The 19,968-nt window shown below is 46.6% G+C and carries 17 protein-coding genes; 6 read left to right on the plus strand and 11 right to left on the minus strand.

Features of this window, described 5'->3' with window-relative positions; genetic code table 11:
• Window positions 1–74 precede the first annotated feature (74 nt).
• From QUA71_RS24540 to QUA71_RS24585, 10 genes are all read right to left on the minus strand, one after another.
• Window positions 75–737 carry a phytochelatin synthase family protein gene (locus tag QUA71_RS24540; protein WP_333289062.1) on the minus strand — a complete coding sequence of 221 codons (663 nt, stop codon included), beginning with the start codon at window positions 735–737 and terminating at the stop codon, window positions 75–77.
• Between the two features lie 196 nt (window positions 738–933).
• Window positions 934–1,929 (minus strand): nucleoside hydrolase, encoded by a 996-nt coding sequence (locus QUA71_RS24545; protein ID WP_333289064.1) that lies wholly within the window; start codon window positions 1,927–1,929, stop codon window positions 934–936.
• Between the two features lie 81 nt (window positions 1,930–2,010).
• Window positions 2,011–3,288, minus strand: coding sequence for an urea transporter (locus QUA71_RS24550; RefSeq protein ID WP_445243825.1), 1,278 nt, complete (start codon window positions 3,286–3,288; stop codon window positions 2,011–2,013).
• The gene (locus tag QUA71_RS24555) at window positions 3,236–3,643 is read right to left on the minus strand and encodes an urea transporter (RefSeq protein WP_333289066.1); all 408 of its coding nucleotides are present in this window, start codon (window positions 3,641–3,643) and stop codon (window positions 3,236–3,238) included. The genes QUA71_RS24550 and QUA71_RS24555 overlap by 53 nt, the downstream gene beginning before the upstream one ends.
• 385 nt (window positions 3,644–4,028) lie before the next feature.
• Window positions 4,029–5,948 carry a pentapeptide repeat-containing protein gene (locus tag QUA71_RS24560; protein ID WP_333289068.1) on the minus strand — a complete coding sequence of 640 codons (1,920 nt, stop codon included), beginning with the start codon at window positions 5,946–5,948 and terminating at the stop codon, window positions 4,029–4,031.
• Between the two features lie 133 nt (window positions 5,949–6,081).
• Complete coding sequence (locus QUA71_RS24565; RefSeq protein WP_333289070.1) at window positions 6,082–6,399, minus strand: hypothetical protein; 318 nt, start codon at window positions 6,397–6,399, stop codon at window positions 6,082–6,084.
• 301 nt (window positions 6,400–6,700) lie between these two features.
• Window positions 6,701–7,642: a bestrophin family ion channel gene (locus tag QUA71_RS24570; protein WP_333289072.1), complete on the minus strand. Its 942-nt coding sequence runs from the start codon at window positions 7,640–7,642 to the stop codon at window positions 6,701–6,703.
• A 159-nt stretch (window positions 7,643–7,801) separates the two neighbouring features.
• Entirely contained in the window at window positions 7,802–9,196 is a 1,395-nt protein-coding gene (locus QUA71_RS24575) for a hypothetical protein (RefSeq protein WP_333289074.1), read from the minus strand.
• Between the two features lie 510 nt (window positions 9,197–9,706).
• The gene (locus QUA71_RS24580; RefSeq protein ID WP_333289076.1) at window positions 9,707–9,838 is read right to left on the minus strand and encodes a hypothetical protein; all 132 of its coding nucleotides are present in this window, start codon (window positions 9,836–9,838) and stop codon (window positions 9,707–9,709) included.
• 144 nt (window positions 9,839–9,982) lie between these two features.
• Window positions 9,983–10,126, minus strand: a complete 144-nt coding sequence (locus tag QUA71_RS24585) for a hypothetical protein (RefSeq protein ID WP_333289077.1) — start codon at window positions 10,124–10,126, stop codon at window positions 9,983–9,985.
• Window positions 10,127–10,856: 730 nt separating this feature from the next.
• Here QUA71_RS24585 and QUA71_RS24590 point away from each other — a divergent pair.
• From QUA71_RS24590 to QUA71_RS24600, 3 genes are all read left to right on the plus strand, one after another.
• Window positions 10,857–13,334 (plus strand): ATP-dependent Clp protease ATP-binding subunit, encoded by a 2,478-nt coding sequence (locus tag QUA71_RS24590; protein ID WP_006632591.1) that lies wholly within the window; start codon window positions 10,857–10,859, stop codon window positions 13,332–13,334.
• A gap of 398 nt (window positions 13,335–13,732) precedes the next feature.
• The gene (lepB, locus tag QUA71_RS24595) at window positions 13,733–14,326 is read left to right on the plus strand and encodes a signal peptidase I (RefSeq protein ID WP_333289079.1); all 594 of its coding nucleotides are present in this window, start codon (window positions 13,733–13,735) and stop codon (window positions 14,324–14,326) included.
• Window positions 14,327–14,571: 245 nt separating this feature from the next.
• Window positions 14,572–14,895 carry a DUF1825 family protein gene (locus QUA71_RS24600; protein WP_190661255.1) on the plus strand — a complete coding sequence of 108 codons (324 nt, stop codon included), beginning with the start codon at window positions 14,572–14,574 and terminating at the stop codon, window positions 14,893–14,895.
• Between the two features lie 133 nt (window positions 14,896–15,028).
• On the opposite strand, the gene QUA71_RS24605 is transcribed toward QUA71_RS24600, so the two are convergent.
• Window positions 15,029–16,948, minus strand: coding sequence for a transglycosylase domain-containing protein (locus tag QUA71_RS24605; protein ID WP_333289081.1), 1,920 nt, complete (start codon window positions 16,946–16,948; stop codon window positions 15,029–15,031).
• Between the two features lie 174 nt (window positions 16,949–17,122).
• Between QUA71_RS24605 and tyrS the strand changes: the two genes are divergently transcribed.
• Genes tyrS through QUA71_RS24620 form a run of 3 tightly spaced genes read left to right on the plus strand, consistent with a single transcriptional unit; the run spans window position 17,123 to window position 19,731 of the window.
• Window positions 17,123–18,355, plus strand: coding sequence for a tyrosine--tRNA ligase (gene tyrS, locus QUA71_RS24610; protein ID WP_333289106.1), 1,233 nt, complete (start codon window positions 17,123–17,125; stop codon window positions 18,353–18,355).
• A gap of 32 nt (window positions 18,356–18,387) precedes the next feature.
• The gene (gene pyrF / locus QUA71_RS24615; RefSeq protein ID WP_333289082.1) at window positions 18,388–19,098 is read left to right on the plus strand and encodes an orotidine-5'-phosphate decarboxylase; all 711 of its coding nucleotides are present in this window, start codon (window positions 18,388–18,390) and stop codon (window positions 19,096–19,098) included.
• Between the two features lie 36 nt (window positions 19,099–19,134).
• Window positions 19,135–19,731 (plus strand): hypothetical protein, encoded by a 597-nt coding sequence (locus QUA71_RS24620; RefSeq protein ID WP_333289084.1) that lies wholly within the window; start codon window positions 19,135–19,137, stop codon window positions 19,729–19,731.
• Window positions 19,732–19,968: the final 237 nt, after the last annotated feature.

The following is a 19,968-nucleotide window of genomic DNA, read 5'->3' on the forward strand; positions in this document are numbered from 1 at the left end:
AGAAATGAGTTCACTATCTTCTTACACTTTCATTCTGGAAGCTTTATTCTATGCAGCTTCATATTAAATTGGTATCAATCGTTGTTAGAATGCAGCTCGTTCAAGGCGATATCTGCTGGATGAACCACTCCCTCACCTGCTAGATTGGCTTCCAGCCTGCGAAGCACGATCATGCCACGAGAGCGATTCGATGAGGAATCCTTATCCACGCAAGCGGCATATAGACGCTGAATTGGGCATTTCCAAAACCGGGTATACCGTTTGGGATTTGTATCTGCAATGGTGATTTCTTGAGTATCCGGGTTATAATCTGCTAATAAGGAGAAGTGACCACCTTCTAAACTTGGATTTTCATGGGCAATACGGGTGTTGAAGTTGAGAATATGGACATCAGTTTCCTCACCAACGGCGACTTCAACCTCACGAATGAATGCTTCGAGCGTCATACTCGGTTTATCAAAATGCTCCACCTGAATGGACAGCGGTAATTGTTTTCTTTCAATGTAAATTCGACAGGTGTCGTAGGTTTCGGCTAGGGTCATGCCATCATCTAGAACCGATGCGATCGGCAGTTGGGCCACATAGAAAATTTCATCGACGGTCGTCAGATACCCCAAGGCGGTAAAGGCATAGGCAATTGCCGTGACATTGCAACAGTAGATGGGTTGTTGAAATTGGTGTAGTTGAATCATTTCCAAATCTCGTTTGGAGATTTGAGTCAAGTTATCAAGATCCATTTTTCTGCCTCCTTAGATAAATATATTGATTAACTCAGAACTTACACCTCCAAGCATATCATTGGAATGTAAACACTAAAACTTTTTAAACCGCTCTGTGGTCGTCATTATTTTTTACCTTTGTCAAACTAACAGGTTTAATTTGGCTTATGCAGTCCAGCTACCCGACTTCTTAAAAAAGTTGGGTATTTTGGCTTCACGAAATCTCGGCGGTTGTGAATAGCTGCTTCAAATCTTCAACGAAACTGGTGAAAAATTTGCCCTTGTCAACCTGCAACGCTACCCAGGCATTGGCTCCTGTTTTCGGTGCAGGGCGACTATCAATTGATGTCTGTCCGAGGGTCAACTCTCCCTTTGTTTCAACCCGGACTTTTGCCCTTTTCAACATCAAAGTTTCTGGATAAAATAGGTATCCCAAGGTGGCTGCATCATGGACAAGAAAACCTGGAATTCCTGCTGTTTCTCGATAACCCAAGGCTGTGCCAATCATGAACTCACAAAGAGCTATCAAGAATTGAGAAAGTTTACTCTCTGGATTCGCCTGAGTGACGGCCTGAGTCATATCTCGTGTGAAAATTAAGTGGCGCGTTACGTCTAGCGGCATCACGACAATATCATCTCGGCTGTCAAATACTGTCTGAGCAGCTTCAGCATTAAACCAAATATTGAATTCCGCATGGGGAGTCACATTACCGGAACAGAAAAAAGCACCTCCCATGATCACAATTTCCTTGGCTTTTTTCAGGATGCCAGGACTTTTCGTTTCCGCCGCAGCGAGGTTTGTTAGGGGGCCGATCGCTACAATGGTAATTTCCCCGGGAGCTGCGTTTAGCTCATCGATGATGATTTCGTCGGAGTAGCGAGCATCCTCAAAATTATGGGTGGGTGGGGGTAAAGTATGAGACAGATTGCCCATCCCATCCGCGCCATGAATATGTCCGGCATCTTCCACAACTTGTTTGATGGGGACACCGCGACCCACTTTAATGTCTGGGAACCCTGCTAAATTTAAAATCTGCGACGCACTAGAAAACGTGCGTTTAGCAGCTACATTGCCATCTGCGGAAGTAACGGCGACAAGTTCAGCAAGTCCTTGTTTGACCAAGCTCAGAAGCCAAAGGAAAGCATAGATATCATCTCCGCCCGGATCGGTGTCGAGAATGATTCTGGGATGAGTGAGTTGAGTTGTCATAGGATAAGGTTCCTCAAGTAAGAGATTATTGTATAAAAGTCCGATCGAGATTAGTATTAGTATCAAGGTTGCGATCGCTCTTCAAGTCAGCAGCAGCACCTCAATAAATCGATTCCAAGTCAACGGCTGTCCTCCTGTGTGCTCTTGCAAAAATGTAATTTCATCCTTAGACAGAGGGGGTTCTCTCAAACTGGCCAGTGCTGTATTCATCTCCTTCATACTGATGGCATCATCTGCATCGACATCAATTGGTAGGAAATAGGTGACAAATTCTGTGTATCTCGACATCAGCCGTTGATGGCGCAACATCAATTCGCCAAATTCCTCAAAGTCGATCGCGCCACTGCCATCTTTATCCATGCACTTGAATAGATAGGTCAGTTCACCTTCAGAGAGGACTTTTCCTGCCTGATGCAGGTGAGTTGCAAGCTCCTGGGTTGAGAGAAACCCACTTCGATCGCGATCGATTGCATCGAAGATGTAGCGTAAATCGCCTTTAATCGCAGGAGTTGCCTGCTCAAACAAGATGTTGCGTTGCTGTCCCTGAAGCGCGGCTCTAAGTTGTTGCCGGAAGCTAGCAATAGTTTCCTTGGCTGCACGGAACCGCTGTCGATGTTCCTCTGGACTCGCCACTGTATGCAGAACCACAGGTACGAGTGAAGGCAGCGGCTGCAAGATCAGAAAACACCCAATCGTCACAAGGGCAAAAGGCACAGACAAAACGGGTAACTTGAGCAGCGAGAACAGGGGTGCTAGGAGAATGCTGGCGATCGATGCCAAGAAAGCACAGATCAGACCAATCGAAATGCTGAGACGGTTTGGCGTGTAAAACACTCCCCCAATTGCCGTCGCGGTGAGAGCTGCATTGTAGCCCCACAAACCTGTATACAGTTCATCCGGCTTGGCTCCCAGCAGCAAACCCGCTAGCAGGTACATGGCGCAACCGAGCAATCCCACCACTGCCCCAATCGGAGTACAGATGGCAATGCCCACAACAACTAGCACAACTGAAACAAGCTTGTCTGAGAAAAAGACCTGCGCCAGACCGATCGGCAGCGATTGTACCAAGCGAAATCCGTCAATCGCACCAGCGGGAAAAGGGGGTGGCGGCGGCCCCAGATCGAAGAAGGGTTGGGGTACAAATGCCAGCCGGAGTAGAAAGGGGAGCATCACTCCATTAAATGGGATGCCCAGTGGAGCAACTCGAAACCGGGTGGCAAACCACGTCCCTACCGTTTCCATCACCACGGCTGTGAGAGCCGAGAGGATCATGGCGGCGATCGCCCAGACAGGATTCCAGGCTCCATTACCAAACGCCCCAAAGAACGCCATCGCCGCACCCACGAGCATTCCATTCAACCCGAAGATCCCATTCTGGATGGCGCCTGGATTGGCTTTGAGGACGATCGCCGTTAGCGTTGCTAACGGCAGTGCCGACTAAGCTCATGCCCCCCAGCCAGGGAGACTGAATGAACATAGCAGCTAGGATTAGCAATCCACTCAAAGGGTTGTTGACGAAAATAACCTGACTAATTCCCCGCAAAGTGGGGTTGATGAAATCCAGCAGGGGTTGATTTGCGAGGCGCTGATTGAGGGCTTGCATTGTACCCAGCCCCGATAGAAGTCCCTTCGGCTTCTGGAAGGAGGGTTCCGGTGCTAAAATCCGCGAAATAAGTTCGTGTAAGGGCAATGGCTCGTCGGTTGTGGTGGCCATAGAATGAGCGTTGCTTATTCGTTTGTCGGTTTTGAGCAAATAAATTGAAGGAGTTTTCCGCCTAAATGCAGTGGTTTAAGGCGTAATCTTTGAATTTGCCCAATTCCACTTAAATTACAGATAACGGAATATAAGCTCAACCATACCACAGGCCAGCGATCGCAGACATACCGTATTTTTCTGTCATTTCATCAAAGCCTGTTACCAGTTCATTGAGCAAGCCAACAACTTCTTGAGCCGACATTGTATGTCTCAGAAATTTAAGAGTAATCTCTCACCATTAGTAGCGATCGCCTTTCAGTAAGCCAAAGCTATTCTACTAAAAGAGTCGTCACCCTTTTAGGAGAGTAGCAGACAAAAATGTCATAAAAAAGCTGGCATCAATTTATTTGTTTGTGACCCCATCTTGCAGAGACTTATACTTTGATCCATCAGGCATAACAGCGCCTTCGAGCAAAGCACCACTCAGGTCAGAAATGCTAACTTTAGCACCTTTGAGATTTGCACCACTTAGGTAGGCACTCTTCAGGTTAGCACCACTCAAACTAGCATCCCTCAAATTGACACCGCTCATATTTGCGTTACTCAAGTCCGCACAAATTAAATTAGCGCCGCTGAGGTTGGCACTACTGAGATTAACCTGACTCAAGCGAGCAAAACTCAGGTTGGCATGACTGAGATTAGCACCACTCAATTTAGCCTGACTGAGGTTAGCATTATTCAGGTTAGCATGGCTCAGATTGGCATTACTGAGGTCAGCTTCACTCAATTTGGTTTCACTTAGATTGGCCCGAGAGAGATTAATAGCTACTAACTCTGCACCAATAGCATCTACACCTCTAAGAGAAACACCATCCTCATTCAAATCTTGGAGTGCCAGAACTCTTGCATAGCTAACTTTTACGCCGTGTGCTGCATCAACTGTACTCCAAGCTTGGTAATGAAATTGCTTCCTGCGATCGGGCGCTTCCTTAATGAATAAAATTAAAGCAACGACCATACTAAGAGCATCAACACTCTGCAAAATCTCTCCAATCAGAGAATTATCATCCGCCGCCACATAAATTATGATGAACAGAAGTGCTGAAACACTAGCCACTAACCACGCGGGTTGTGTCCAGAAATTATCAACGAATTTTTCTAAAATTCCTTTGAGAGCTTCACCCAATTGCTGAACGAATGATTTACCCTGAAATTGCTGATAACTATCAGTTATTTTCGAGAGCGTTTTTTGGATAATTTCACCATCCAACTGAATTGATACTAAAGGCTTTTTCTGTTGCTCGGTTTGCGGCGCGATCGGCTTAGATTCGTTGAGTAATTGTGTCTGTGATTCTTGTGGGTGATGGTGGGTGACATCTTTTTTATCTGGGACAACCTTTGGTGAAGAATCGGCACCTGCGCCTTTTAACATCAAACCTGTAATTGCTCTGTAGGCATCTGTCCACGCCAGCTTTACTTCGGGAGTCCAATCTTCTTGGAGATACTGCTCAAAAGCCATCAGCAGTGCGTCTCCAACTGGCCCATAATATTTGGGAATTACCCCATAGCCGATGTGTCTGCCTCCCAAGGCGTTGAGAACTGGCCCTAAAGCTTCGGGAGAGCGGAGATTTTCTACTACCAATACCAAAGCATTTATGAGCTTTTTCTGTTGTTTCTCTAGCTCAATATTGGCAAACAGTGGTTTAAATTCTGGGTGAGCGATGAAGAGGTTTTCGTAGAAGCTAGCGGCAAATTCATCAGCACGAGGTTTGATTTTCTCGAAACTGCTTTCCAGTACCTCTACGGCTAACTCTGGCTCTTTTTGCGGAACAGATTCTAGTTGGTGATTAGCTGCTATACTTACCTGTTTATCGGGAATAATCTCTGTTTCTAATTGAACTTCTTTAGGTGTAGTTTCTACACCTGCGCCTTTTAACATCAAAGCAGTAATCGCGCCGTAGGCATCGATCCATGCTTGTTTGACTTCAATAGTCCAATCTTCCTGAAGATACTCCTCAAAGGTCATTAGTAGTGCTTCTCCAACTGCCGGGTAAGAATTGGCGATCGCTCCATAACCCACGTGTCTCCCTCCCAGTGCGTTTAGAACCGGCCCTAAAGCCTCTGGCGAACGAAGATTTTCTACTACCAAAACCAGAGCATTTATCAGCTTTTTCTGTTGCTTTTCCATCTCGGTATTGGCAAACAGTGGTTTCACTTCTGGATAAAGTTTAAACAGGTTGTCGTAGAAGGTAGTGGCAAAATCATCAGCACGAGGTTTGATTTTCTCGAAACTTTGCTCTAAAAGTTCAACATTTAAAGACATATTGTTGTTTCTCTCTTCAAAGTGGACGCTCCCTTGTCTTTAGACAGGGTTTTTTAACTATCCGGATCTGATGAATGCTTTTGATAGAGTGTGTGGAACCTGAGAGTTTCTTTGCTAACGCCACGGCCAGACATTACAAACTTAAATTTTCCAACTCTTGCCCCAGGGTAGCCATAAACTCCTCTGCATCGTTGATGCCCATTTCTCCTAAAGCTTTCCACTCTTCACTGGTGTAATCTAAATCGAGTCCCATCACGTCTTGAGTCCAATAGGGCAAATTAGAGGGGTTTTTCATTAGCTCACAGGTGATCCTTAAGATTTCAGTTCCGGTCATCTTTTGTCTAGCTTTTGTGGCCAAGCAAAACGAGAGCAATTTAGCCAAATTACTTTGTGGTGGAATAGCTATTAGAAATGCCATATTTTGTGCTAGTACAAACTTGTCTAACTTCATTGGATATTTTCCTCTTTCTAGTTTTAAGGTACTCACGCAACTATTTTTACCGCTAAATTAAACTAACAGGAGTTACGCTGCATTCCTTCTATTATTACACTATCTATAGTAGTGTGCAACCTAAGCACCCTGCAAGTAGAGTCTGTGCGTAAGTCCTAACCAATTTATATTACTACCTCACAATTCAATTTTTTTCTATAGCAGTTCTCAATAAAGTGAGGTATTTCCTATGCCCTATGCCCTATGCCCTATATCAAGCGTGCACCTGATGTTACTGAGAAAAGCTATAGATATCTAATTGTTACAGTTGTTTATCATACCCATCTTCGTGGAAAATTTTATCTGCATGAGAGTTGAGGTGGGGATTACAAGTGATAAACTCTTCAATGTCGTATTTGATTGTGTTGCAAATAGCATCAAGAGGCAAGTCGTTGGTATCGTAGCCAAACGGGTTTTCTATTTCAAGACCAATTTCTTCAATGCCAAGTAACGTAAAAGTAATCAAACTAACAAATATGCCTGTCCCCCATCCCAAATCTTTAACTAGCTGAAAAGGCAATAACAGGCAGTAAATTAATAACAGTTGCTTGAGGTGAATGGAATAAGCTAGGGGGAGGGGCGTTCTTAAAATGCGTTCGCAGTGTCCTACAGATTCCATCATACTTTTCACAGTAGCTTGCAGAAAAACTACATGACCGTAATGTAAGACAACGTTACCACGTTGATACTGCTGTTGTAGATAATCTGCTATCCAAAAGACTATCTGTAGCGGTGGATTGTGGATCGTTTTTAGCTGCAAATACTGAGATCGAGACATCAATTCTTCTAATTCGCTATTTATAGGTTCTGATCTAAGATACAATTTACACGCTACGGGGAAAGCAGCTACGAGGCGAATGACTGCAATTCTTTTGGCTCGATCTTCTGGTTCAATGTCGTTCATCATTGCCCCAATTTGCCAAACCATGTTACGGGCGTCGTTGGCTAAATTTCCCCATAACCTACGACCTTCCCAAAACCGTTCGTAAGCGGTATTAGTTCGGAAAACCAGTAATAAGCCTAAGACGATGCTGGGAATAATACTTCCCAAAATAGGTTGGGATACAGGGAGTTTGAAATAGTAAAGTACGGAAACAATAAAACTAAACAGACCAAATCCAATAACTCGTTGATAAATGGCTAAAATAACTGAGCCTCTGAACTGGAAAGCAAGTCTAAACCAGTTTTGAGTTTTTGTTTTCATAATTTTCAGACTTTATTTTTAATAAAACTATATTTCATTAAGTTTATTTGATGAGTCAACTAGATGATTAGTTGTATTTCCCGGATAATAAATTAATGATTATTGTCATCCCTAAAAGCACCGCTTGCGCCACGCAAGTAGTGGCGCAAGCTAACAGCCTTACTCTTGCATTCCTGCATACAGCAATCGGACAAATAAGCGGACACCATCATCATTTTTCAATGTTGCATATGATGGAGCTTCACTGTTACCGATCGCGCGCAAATCCGAGAGTAGTTCGGGATGGAACTGGCAAGTAAACGAGCGTCGAATCTTCTTAGTTTCAAAGTCTTTGTAGTTAATACAGGTCGCTGAACATTCGGTAACTATTTCACCATCTTCCTCTGCTGTTGAACAAAGAACTTCAATGGCGTCGGGCAGTTGTATTAGCCAACTCAGAGAACTACCAGCGATGATGTGCCGATAGGGAACGATAGCGTCATGAATACTGCGGAAAGCCCAGTTGGCAAACAATATTGCTTCTTCGTTGACTTCATCCGAATGAAACATCGAAATTGATACTCTGGCCTCATATTGAATTGTTGTGTCAATCACGCCTTCATGGCTGTCGGCTGTGACATCATGAGCATGAATAATTTCCCAAGGAATACCTAAAGCATCGCCGTCGGGAGACTGATAAGGCAACAACACACGATCGCCAACTTCTTTTAATTCATTCCGCGTCACGGCAAAATGCTCGTCATTCCAGCCATTCGCAACCACTCGTCCATCACGCTTTTTGACTTGGAGTGTCTTGCCCATTGCTTCGATGCGCTGGCAGACTTCTTGCAACGATCTGAGTGCTTTGCTCTCCTTATCGCGTTCTAAAGATGTCATATCGAGGACTTGTTTGACTGCACGCCGGATGAGTCGGATGTGACATTCAGCAGCTAGTTGGTGTCCTACACAGATAAAGATGGCGGGGGCGCTGGTGGGCGATCGCGAAATCAGCAATTTTTCCACTAATGCAAACATATCCTCTCGCGGACAGGCCGGACTTGTCCAGGTGGAGGCATCGTATGTTGATGGATCGCCACCTTCGACTACCACTGCATAACCAGAGTTAATTGCGGGAACAACTATTTCTGGATCGAGGACTCCTGTTGACCAAACAGGTAGTAATACTGAGTCCATATCGGCGACTTTTTGAGCAATGTAGGCGACATTTTTGGAAGCCCGAACATCTTCGCCAAGAGCGTTAAGGCCTACGTGTTCCCAAGGTTCGATGATAGTTATACAGTTGCGTAACAAATTGGGATGCAACAGTAGAAACTCCAAGTCTGACTGTGAATTAATCACTTTTTCTAAAGGCTTGGCGTGTCCCCACTCAAAAATTCCGTCGCTGGCAAATAGTTGTTTTTCTACCAAGGGGTCTTCTGAGGTTCTATCCGCTAAAAAACGACCTAACAAAATATGTGCTGATTCAAAATCAGATCTGCCTTCATGCAAGTAGCCAGGAGTGAGTCGCCACTCGGTTGTGGTGGTTTGATTATTAAATTTGATAGCTTCTACCATTTTTTCTCTAGACTTTGTAATCCGAAAGTAATAAGTTGATTGGTCACATTATGTCTTTATTCCATATTCTTCTGGGAATTTTAACCAGTTAGTCAGAGCAATAGCTGTTGATGTAACAGCAGCTCCCACCCTTGCCCGGAAAATTACCATCAGACAGGAATCTTGTGATCCCCTTGATAATAAACATTACCATAGTCGTCGAGGTTAAGGAAGTAATCGGTGGCGGCTAAGCGCTTATCGTCTTCGGTTAGCTATATCAAATGCGCTCCAGCGTTTGCCTCCAGGTTGCCGATGACTAATATTCCAACTATAGTATTTCTGGTCAAAGGTGCGATTTTTGCCAGTGAGCGTTTCCTCGGTAGATGTAAATAAAAGGGTAGAGTTGGTTTTCGGTTGTGAAATTTCCTAGGTTTTGTGCCTTGACTACCCTTACCCTAAGCAAAGATGTTATGGCTTATTGAGCAAAAGTTTAGATTTGAGCAACGTTAAGGTTAGCCACCAACCCATAGGTCACACTACGAGAAATGTTTCACCGCGTTCCAAGTGCGGTACAGTTTTGTCTTCGTAGAACCGGGCAGGGCGAGAGTAAACTTGGGCAATCTTTTCGCCAGCCGGAGGTGCTTTGTTATGTGAATGCAACATTTCCTCGAACCCTTCGTAGCCCTGTGCTAGACGCAGCAAATTTAGGTTGCGACCCGCAAAAATGCCAAAGGATGTGAGGTCAACATCCAGAACTCCTGCAAAAATGTTGCGTTCGTTACTGGTACTTTCACCGTGCCGAATAAACTATACAGGTTCTAGCTGTTCTGCATTGAATTCTTTTGGTGAAGCTGCAGAAGTTGTTGTAGCTGCATCCTGGAATTTACTTGTAACTTCGAGCGAGCCATTTTCGGTACTTTCTACCTGGTCATCTAAGTTTCTAGTGTTCATTATTTACTTTGACTACGCTTTAAACAGGATGTAGATTCTTTTCCACGATTGAAGTTTCACACTTTTAAGTCAGATGAGTTAACGACCAAAGCACTCTGCTATGAAAGCCTGGTCTTGAACCGCGCTCAGTATAGTCTGAGGCAAACCCCTCAGAGTCTATCAACACTCACTAATTGCTCAGGAGCGATCGCACAACAGACAACATGAAGAACACCCAAATCTTCAAAGGATTTGAGACAAAATTTTAGATAAAAAAAGCCCAGCTCGCTCTTTCCCTCGCCAACCAAAAGATTCTTGAGATGGACAACAGCTTAAGAGCGAGTTTAGGGGATCGATCGTGCATCTAACTAATAAGTTTTGTGCAAAACCCGGCCTGTACTTGGAGAATTATCACTTTTGCACCTGCATAACAGCCAAAAAGATTGTGCTAGAATCCATCAATACGTAGTCGTAGGTTGGGCACAGGCCGAGAAGAGCAATCTTCTTGCAGTCTAGGGGAGGTTGTAGGTCAGCCACCATTTGGGTCTTCCCAGTTGAAAGCCACCCTGCAACATGAGCCTGGAATCTGCAACCGCAGCCGAGTGCGGCAGATCGGTTGGGAGTGTCGCGCTAGAATAAGCAGTACGAGTAGGGATACGGCAATGCCGTGTCGCTACGAGAACACAAACGCTCCTTAAGTGCGAGCGTGACCTCGAAACGGGCACATAGCAGCAGGTGATGGGAATAAATCATGTTTGAACGCTTCACAGAAAAAGCAATAAAAGTAATCATGTTGGCCCAGGAAGAAGCTCGCCGCCTGGGTCACAACTTCGTAGGGACAGAACAGATCCTCCTGGGTCTGATCGGAGAAGGAACCGGGGTTGCAGCGAAAGTCCTCAAATCAATGGGCGTCAACCTGAAAGACGCGCGCATTGAAGTGGAAAAAATCATCGGGCGCGGTTCCGGCTTCGTAGCAGTCGAAATTCCGTTCACCCCCCGCGCCAAGCGGGTTCTAGAACTATCCCTAGAAGAAGCTCGCCAACTCGGACACAACTACATCGGCACCGAACACCTGCTGCTGGGCCTGATCCGCGAAGGTGAAGGAGTAGCGGCTAGAGTCTTAGAAAATTTGGGAGTAGACTTGTCGAAAGTCCGCACCCAAGTTATTCGGATGCTGGGAGAAACCGCAGAAGTCGCAGCCACTGGCGGCGGCGCTCGCACCAAAACCCCAACCCTCGACGAATTTGGAGCCAACCTCACTCAAATGGCGGTCGATGGCAAACTAGACCCAGTAGTCGGACGCCAAAAAGAAATCGAACGGGTAATTCAAATCCTCGGTCGCCGCACCAAAAATAACCCGGTGCTTATCGGGGAACCCGGAGTCGGCAAAACCGCGATCGCCGAAGGTCTGGCCCAGCGCATCGCTAACAACGACATCCCAGACATCCTTGAAGAAAAGCGCGTCGTCACCCTCGACATCGGCTTGCTCGTCGCCGGTACCAAATACCGGGGCGAATTTGAAGAACGCCTCAAAAAAATCATGGACGAAATCCGCACAGCGGGTAACGTGATTTTGGTGATTGACGAAGTGCACACTTTGATCGGTGCAGGTGCTGCTGAAGGGGCGATCGACGCAGCGAACATCCTCAAGCCGGCTTTGGCTAGAGGCGAGCTCCAGTGCATCGGCGCCACCACCCTCGACGAGTACCGCAAGCACATCGAGCGCGACGCAGCCCTAGAACGGCGCTTCCAGCCCGTAATGGTCGGCGAACCCACCGTTGACGAGACGATCGAGATTCTTTTCGGCTTGCGAGAACGCTACGAACAGCACCACAAGCTGAAAATCTTGGATACAGCCCTCGAAGCTGCAGCCAAACTCTCTCACCGATACATCTCCGATCGCTTCCTCCCAGACAAAGCAATTGACTTGGTAGACGAAGCTGGTTCTAGAGTCCGCTTGATCAACTCCCAACTGCCCCCCGCAGCCAAAGAACTTGACAAAGAACTCCGCCAAGTCCTCAAAGATAAAGACGAAGCGGTCCGTTCTCAAGACTTTGACAAAGCAGGCGAATTGCGCGATCGAGAAATGACGATCAAAGCCGAAATTCGCGCTATTTCCCAAGCCAAAAAAACCGACTCGGCCCGCACCGGCGAAACAGACCCATCGCCAGTAGTCACCGAAGAAGATATCGCTCAAATCGTGGCAAGCTGGACGGGAGTCCCGGTAAACAAACTGACCGAATCCGAATCCGAAAAGCTGCTGCACATGGAAGATACCTTGCACCAGCGCTTGATCGGCCAGGAAGAAGCAGTGAAAGCCGTTTCCCGCGCCATCCGTCGCGCTCGCGTTGGCTTGAAAAATCCCAATCGCCCGATCGCCAGTTTCATCTTCTCCGGGCCCACCGGCGTCGGCAAAACCGAACTCACCAAAGCCCTAGCCGGCTACTTCTTCGGTTCCGAAGACGCGATGATTCGGCTGGATATGTCGGAGTACATGGAACGGCACACCGTCTCCAAACTCATCGGTTCTCCTCCAGGCTACGTCGGCTACAACGAAGGCGGCCAACTCACAGAAGCAGTCCGCCGCCGTCCTTACACCGTCGTGCTGTTCGACGAAATCGAAAAAGCCCACCCCGATGTCTTCAATATGCTCCTGCAAATATTGGAAGACGGCCGCTTAACAGATGCCAAAGGTCGCACCGTGGACTTCAAAAACACGCTGCTGATTATGACCTCAAACATCGGTTCTAAGGTGATTGAAAAAGGCGGCGGCGGTCTCGGTTTCGAGTTCAGCGACAACCAAGCCGATGCTAATTACAACCGCATTCGTTCTTTGGTTAACGAAGAACTCAAAAACTACTTCCGTCCCGAATTCCTCAACCGACTCGACGAAATTATCGTCTTCCGCCAGTTGAACAAGGAAGAAGTCAAGGAAATCGCGGTCATCATGCTCAAAGAAGTGTTCGGTCGTTTGACAGAACAGGGAATCACCCTGGAAGTGACCGAAAAATTCAAAGAACGGCTGGTAGAAGAAGGCTACAACCCCAGCTACGGAGCCCGACCCCTGCGCCGCGCAATCATGCGCTTGCTGGAAGACAGTTTGGCTGAGGAAATCCTTTCTGGCCGCATCAAAGACGGCGATACCGCTGTTGTCGATGTGGGCGAGGACGGAATTGTTAAGGTGCTGCAAGGTCAAAAGCGGGAATTGCTGCCCCAAGGCGCTGAGTAAGATTGAGTAAGTGCGATCGCGAGTAAAGTTTGGAAATAACCAATCTCGCAGTCGCAAACAACTCAAAATCCTCACATAAAAAAGGTAGAGAATTTAAATTCTCTGCCTTTTTTATGAGTTAATATCAAGAGTAGACTTATGGCATAAATCTTTGATTGATAGGGAAACCACAGATGCAACGCAGATGCTTTTCAAGATTGTTTGCGAATGCCTGCACTGCACGTCTAGTAATTAACAGCGACATACTTCAATGGTAAGCTGTACTGCATTTAAATTGTATATTAGAGGCGGGTTCGCGTGCCCAGCCCGCTCATGGTTTGAGTAGTTTTTGAGATGCAATTTAAATGCTGAGCGAGCTTAATCAGATAATTAATGGCAACTATTTAGCGAGAACTTTCATGACATCTGAAAAAAATAAGTTGGGAACACAAGTAGCAGAAAATCCGCCTGAAAGCTGGTGGCAGAAAGCGTGGAAGTCGCAGCGAGAAAATCTTCAGATAGTGATTATTGCTTTGAGTTTAGCAATAGTGATTCGAGCGTTGGTCGCCGAACCGCGCTACATACCCTCAGATTCTATGGTACCTACTTTGCACGTGGGCGATCGCGTCGTAGTCGAAAAAATCTCCTACTACCTCGAACCTCCAAAAACTGGCGACATCGTAGTATTTACTCCCCCGGAAAAGTTGCAAGAAGAAGGCTTTACCCAAGACCAAGCATTCATCAAGCGGATAATTGGCTTACCGGGTCAAACCGTCGCCGTTAAAAAAGGTTTAGTTTATCTCAACGACCAACCCCTCGTTGAAAAATATATTGCCGAACCTCCTAAATATCAGTGGGGACCTTTTCGCGTCCCAGAAAATGAATACTTTGTGATGGGAGACAACCGCAACAACAGCAACGACTCCAGCAGGTGGGGATTTTTACCTAAGCAGAACATCATCGGCCGCGCTGTAGTGCGGTTTTGGCCTCTAGAACGCATCGGGGAAGTTTGAAGTCAGTTGACAGTTGACTGTTGACAGTTGACTGTTGACTGTTGTCATCGCAAGCTCAATGCCCCATTTCCAATGCCCAATGCCCAATGCCCCATTCCCATGCGTAATCCTGTACGGAAATTTCTACTTATTCTTGTGCCTTAAGGGGTAGGGACTTCCTCCGGCAACTGATAAAATGGTACAAAAAGCACCGGGATTTCTCGCCTAGATCAAAATTAGTAGAATATTAAAAAATTAGGAAAGCTATGGGATTTTTTGATTCAGAAATTGTTCAGCAAGAAGCCAAGCTGTTGTTTGAAGACTATCAATCTCTCATCAAACTAGGTGGCAATTACGGGAAATTCGATCGCGAAGGCAAGAAAATGTTCATCGCTCAGATGGAATCAATGATGGAGCGCTACCGTATTTTTATGAAGCGCTTCGAGCTCTCTGAGGACTTCATGGCTCAGATGACTGTAGAGCAGTTAAAAACACAGCTCAATCAATTTGGCATCACGCCCCAGCAGATGTTCGATCAAATGAACTCAACGCTGGAGCGGATGAAATCTGAGCTGGAAAAACAGTCTTAGTGTCAGAAGGAAGAAGGAAGAAGGAAGAAGGAAGAAGGAAGAAGGAAGAGGGAAGAAGGAAGAAAAAGAAAGTATTCCCAATGCCCAATGCCCAATGCCCAATGCCCAATGCCCAATGACTTATGACTGATAATTAAGGCCGCTCAAAAGATGAAGGAGGTTTGAAACTTTCTGCGGGAACACCTTCCAAAGCTTGGCTCATAAAATCACGCCAAACAGGGGCGACAATAGTACCACCAGTAGCACCGTAGCTCATCGGTCTATAATTGTCGTTGCCCATCCAAACAGCCACGGACAACTGCGGTACGTAACCCACAAACCAGATATCCCGTTCTGAAGAAGTTGTACCAGTTTTCCCAGCAGCCGGCCGCCCAAGTTGAGCCGCCCTTGCCGTTCCGCTGGTAATTACCCCTTGCAGGGCGCTGTTGACAGATGCCGCAGCCCAGGAATTGAGAACTAATTTGGGTTTAGGCGTATTGTCGAGCAAGACGTTGCCGCTGCTGTCAGTTACTTGCACGATAAACGTGGTGTCAGAATGCCAGCCGTTGTTGGCGAAGGTAGCAAAAGCTCCGGCCATTTCTAAAGGAGTGAGGTCAACGGCACCCAAGGGCAAAGAAACCACCGGTTCCATCGGACTTCTGATGCCGAGTACGCGGCAAATCTCAATCACTTTATTCAATCCGACTTCTTGGCCAAGCTTGACGGCGGGAATGTTCAGAGATACTTCCAAAGCTCTGCGGATGCTGACGGCACCGGAGAAGCCGCCACCGTAGTTTTGAGGGTAGTAGTAGCCGTCCCCGTCGCGGTAGCCGACAGGGGAGTCGTAGACAACTGAATCCGGGCCGTATTTGCCACTAGCAAAGGCAGCGTAGTAGATAAAAGGTTTAAAAGAAGATCCGGGCTGGCGGCGTGCTTGAATGGCGCGGTTAAACTGACTCTTTTCGTAATCGACGCCGCCCACCATTGCTTTGACGAAGTGGGTGCGGGGATCGACGGCGGCTAGGGCAATTTGACCTTCGTCGCGATCGTAAAACAGCCCTTGGTAGTAAAGCCGAGTGTGCCACGCTTTGACTGTTTCTTCGGCTATGCGCTGCATTTTGAGGTCGATCGTGGTTTGAACGCGCATTCCTCCCTTAACCACGGCATCTCGCCCGAAACGCCTAGTCAGTTCCTGGACTACGGCTTGTGTTACGTAAGGAACTTGAGATCCCCCAAAAGAGGTAATTTTGCCTAGCTTAATTTTTTCCCGGCGGGCCGCAGTCTCTTGGGCCGGCGTAATCCATTTAAGATCCTTCATGCGGTTTAAAACGATTTCCTGCCGCTCTTTTGCCAACTTGTAATTGACGAAAGGACTGAATTCTTCGGGGGCAGAAATTAAGCCGGCCAGCATCGCTGCTTCTGAAAGAGTCAAATTACTTGCTGACTTGTTGAAATAGCTTCGAGAGGCTGTCTCTACGCCGTACAAGTTGTGACCTAAGTAGATTTGATTGAGGTATAGTTGCAGAATTTGGTCTTTGTTGAGAATTTGCTCCAAGCGGATAGACATTACCGCTTCAGCTACCTTGCGACTAAATTTTGACTGGGGAGAAAGAAACAGGTTCTTGACTAGCTGCATAGTCATAGTCGAGCCGCCTTCCACGGTTCGACCTTTCTCTAGGTTGACTATGAGAGCTCGGGCTATCCCGCCGGGGTTGATGCCTTTGTGGGTGAAGAAGTTGCTATCTTCGATCGCCAGAACGGCTCGTTTCAGGTTCGGGGAGATTTGGTTAAGGGGTACGACATCCCGGTTGGCTTCGTCGTGGATGCTGGCTAGGGGCTTGCCGTTGATGTCGTAAATGTGGGTAGTTTCTGTGGGAGAGTAGGTTTGCAAGATCCGAACATCTGGCAAATTGCGGAAGCTGATCGCTAAGCCAACCAGTCCACCAGCGACTACGGAACTGGCAAGCATTGTCATGCTGAGTATGGTTCCGGCGGTCACTTTACTGACTGACTGAACAAACTCGAATACGGGGGCTGAGTTTTCCGTGTTATTGCGGACTGCGTTGGTTGACACGTGGATTTCACTTCCTCACTCGATTTGGGGTTTAAGACTTTTAATTTTAGATGCGAACCCTAGAGACTGTCAGCTAATGAAAGCCGGTCAGCTTTGGGATTATAGTAGCTTGATAGTTATGTTTTTATTCGTCAACCAGTGAGTGTAACTAATTCTGCTGCACTTTGGCAAAATATGATGGACGATCGCTCCCCGATGATAACTCCTAACCTTTCAGCGCTTTACCGCGGCGTCAGCGAGATTTTTCCAGATCGACCTGATTCTAGCAACCCTGACGAAAATTTAGCCCAACTGCTGGCAAAAGTCGATCGACCTTTGCGCGTCAAACTCGGAATTGACCCGACAGGGAGTGACATTCACTTGGGCCACAGCATTTGCGTCCGCAAGCTGCGAGCTTTTCAGGATGCCGGTCACACAGCCGTACTGCTGATCGGAGATTTTACCGCAAGAATTGGCGATCCGACAGGGAAATCCGAGATGCGAACCCAGTTGACGGCCGAACAAGTGGCGGAAAATGCCAAGACTTATTTAGACCAAGTGCGTCCGATTCTAGATTTTGACACACCAGGACGTTTGGAAATTTGCTATAACTCCGAGTGGTTGTCAAAATTGGACTTGGCGAAGGTTTTGGAACTGCTGGGAACCATGACGGTGCAGCAGATGCTCGCTAAAGAGGGATTTGATAATCGGATGCAGCAGGAGAATGCGATTTATCTGCATGAGTTTCTGTATCCACTCATGCAGGGTTACGACTCGGTGGCTTTGGAAGCGGATGTGGAGTTGGGGGGAACCGACCAAAAGTTTAATATTGCGGTGGGGAGAGATTTGCAGCGCCATTTTGGGATGAAACCGCAGTTTGGTTTGCTGATGCCGATTTTGATCGGGACTGACGGGGTGCAAAAGATGTCGAAATCTTTGGGCAATTATGTGGGTTTGTCGGAAGACCCGCTGACTATGTATTCTAAGTTGGAGAAAATTGCTGATAGTTCGATCGCCCAGTATTTTGAACTCTTGACAGATTTGCCGCTTGATGAATTGCCAGAAAATCCGCGAGAAAAACAAAAACTTTTGGCTGTGGATGTGGTGCGCCAGTATCGCGGTTCGGAAGCGGCGGATCGCGCACAACAAGATGCGATGGCGCTGGTTAAAGGTGCTGCTGGACAAGCTGATGCAGTGCCCGAGTTTTCTTTGGCAAACGTCCAGTTTCCGGCTAAGTTGTTTTATATTCTGAGTGCTAGCGGGCTTTGTAAAAGCAGCGGTGATGCCAGGAAGTTGATGCAGGGCGGCGGGGTGAAGTTGGAGGGCGATCGGGTTTCTGATGTTAACCTTACTTTTGAATCACCTGCTGATTTATGCGGTAAGGTTTTGCAGGTTGGGAAGAATAAGTTTGTGCGATTGGTGTCTTGAATCTCTTTTTTTACCGCAGATGAATACTGAAGATGAACGCTGATAATCGAATTATTGTTGCTTTGGATGTTTCGAGTCAAGAAGAGGCGATCGCACTTCTCGACAAACTCCCGCAAGTATCTTTCTGGAAAGTGGGTTTGGAACTGTTTGTGAGCTCCGGGCCGGGGATTTTAGAAATTTTAAAACAGCGGGAAAAGCGGATTTTTCTCGATTTGAAGTTTCACGATATCCCGAATACTGTGGCTGGTGCTTGTCGGGCTGCTGCTAAGTATAATGTGGATTTATTGACTATCCATTCTACTTGTGGTAAAGATGCTTTGAAAGCGGCACAGTTGGCTTTGACTGAAGGGGCGGCGGCTGTGGATAAACCGAGTCCTAAGTTGATTGCAATTACTCTGTTGACGAGTTTGAATTCGCGACAGTTGGCTTTTGAGTTGAAAATACCTTTGGAGTTGCCGGAATATGCTTTGCACATGGCATTGTTGGCTAAGGAAACGGGTTTAGCTGGGGCTGTTTGTTCTCCGCAAGAAGTGGAACAGTTAAGAATGAGTTGCGGGGATGATTTTCTGTTAGTTTGTCCCGGTGTGCGTCCGAAATGGGCTGATGGAGGCGATCAAAAGCGATCGATGACTCCAAAGGCCGCTTTGAAAGCTGGTGCGGATTATCTGGTGATTGGGCGGCCGATTACTGCTGCGGACGATCCGGTGGCGGCTTTTGCGCGTATTTGTGAAGAGATTGAATAACAAAATGAATGTTTTTTAAACCGCAGGTAAATACAGATGAACACAGAGAAAATTTCATCCGCGTTTATCTGTGTTTATCTGCTGATATCGGCGGTTGCAACTCCGACTTGGGCAGTTAATTTTGTGACCAATCACGCTAACAGTATAAATGCTAGTCGGTATGATTTGTTAGTGCGATCGCCCTGTCCCGATGATTTGGAAACTTTGGTCGATCGCCTGTTGCAAGATTTGCCGAGTTATGCTAATCGCGTAATTGTGCGATCGCACTTTTCTTCTAACAAAAACACACCGTCCGGTTACGCGCTGCCTCAAATAATTTTAGCCGGTCGCCCGGAGTTTGAACCGTTACCTTTAAATTTTGAAGATGCGCTTCCTGAAAATGCCAGTCAAGTTTTCATTACTACTTTGGAACGGCAGTATCGCGGGGGACAACGAGCTGAAATTCAGCAATATCATTGGTTATTTTTAACTAAAACGGAGAACGGCTGGGAGTTGGCAAAAATCGTTTCTCGGTTTGGTACTGCGGCGGATATTCGTCCTTTATTAGGTCAAGATAGTGAAAGCGAAATTGCTGAGGCTATTCGTTTGTGGTTGCGCGATTGTAATGCAAAAAATAAGTTGTCCCGCAACTAAATGGTATTTTTGGGCGGGCGAGACGCCCACCCCAAATAAAATATTGTTTATTGTGGAACAGGCAAGATGCCTGTTCCTGACAGAAAATAATTTTATTGTGGAACAGGCAAGATGCCTGTTCCTGACAGAGGTGCAAGAAAATCCACGAATTTTCGGTTGAGCGATTTACCGTGGGGGGCGGGTTTAGGAGATTATCGGTTTTAGGCAATTATTGTTCGTGAAACCAGCCCATACAAA

This window comes from Microcoleus sp. MON1_C5, from assembly GCF_036701875.1.
In the GTDB taxonomy this organism is placed as follows: domain Bacteria; phylum Cyanobacteriota; class Cyanobacteriia; order Cyanobacteriales; family Microcoleaceae; genus Microcoleus.

Bases quoted from the DNA above. Each gene is read 5' to 3' on its own strand.
- QUA71_RS24580 (WP_333289076.1), bottom strand. From the start codon at position 9,838: ATGTTGCATTCACATAACAAAGCACCTCCGGCTGGCGAAAAGATTGCC.
- QUA71_RS24590 (WP_006632591.1), top strand. From the start codon at position 10,857: ATGTTTGAACGCTTCACAGAAAAAGCAATAAAAGTAATCATGTTGGCC.
- QUA71_RS24560 (WP_333289068.1), bottom strand. From the start codon at position 5,948: ATGTCTTTAAATGTTGAACTTTTAGAGCAAAGTTTCGAGAAAATCAAA.
- QUA71_RS24565 (WP_333289070.1), bottom strand. From the start codon at position 6,399: ATGAAGTTAGACAAGTTTGTACTAGCACAAAATATGGCATTTCTAATA.
- QUA71_RS24555 (WP_333289066.1), bottom strand. From the start codon at position 3,643: ATGGCCACCACAACCGACGAGCCATTGCCCTTACACGAACTTATTTCG.
- QUA71_RS24600 (WP_190661255.1), top strand. From the start codon at position 14,572: ATGGGATTTTTTGATTCAGAAATTGTTCAGCAAGAAGCCAAGCTGTTG.
- QUA71_RS24575 (WP_333289074.1), bottom strand. From the start codon at position 9,196: ATGGTAGAAGCTATCAAATTTAATAATCAAACCACCACAACCGAGTGG.
- lepB (WP_333289079.1), top strand. From the start codon at position 13,733: ATGACATCTGAAAAAAATAAGTTGGGAACACAAGTAGCAGAAAATCCG.
- QUA71_RS24620 (WP_333289084.1), top strand. From the start codon at position 19,135: ATGAACACAGAGAAAATTTCATCCGCGTTTATCTGTGTTTATCTGCTG.
- tyrS (WP_333289106.1), top strand. From the start codon at position 17,123: ATGATGGACGATCGCTCCCCGATGATAACTCCTAACCTTTCAGCGCTT.
- QUA71_RS24540 (WP_333289062.1), bottom strand. From the start codon at position 737: ATGGATCTTGATAACTTGACTCAAATCTCCAAACGAGATTTGGAAATG.
- QUA71_RS24545 (WP_333289064.1), bottom strand. From the start codon at position 1,929: ATGACAACTCAACTCACTCATCCCAGAATCATTCTCGACACCGATCCG.
- QUA71_RS24585 (WP_333289077.1), bottom strand. From the start codon at position 10,126: ATGAACACTAGAAACTTAGATGACCAGGTAGAAAGTACCGAAAATGGC.
- pyrF (WP_333289082.1), top strand. From the start codon at position 18,388: ATGAACGCTGATAATCGAATTATTGTTGCTTTGGATGTTTCGAGTCAA.
- QUA71_RS24570 (WP_333289072.1), bottom strand. From the start codon at position 7,642: ATGAAAACAAAAACTCAAAACTGGTTTAGACTTGCTTTCCAGTTCAGA.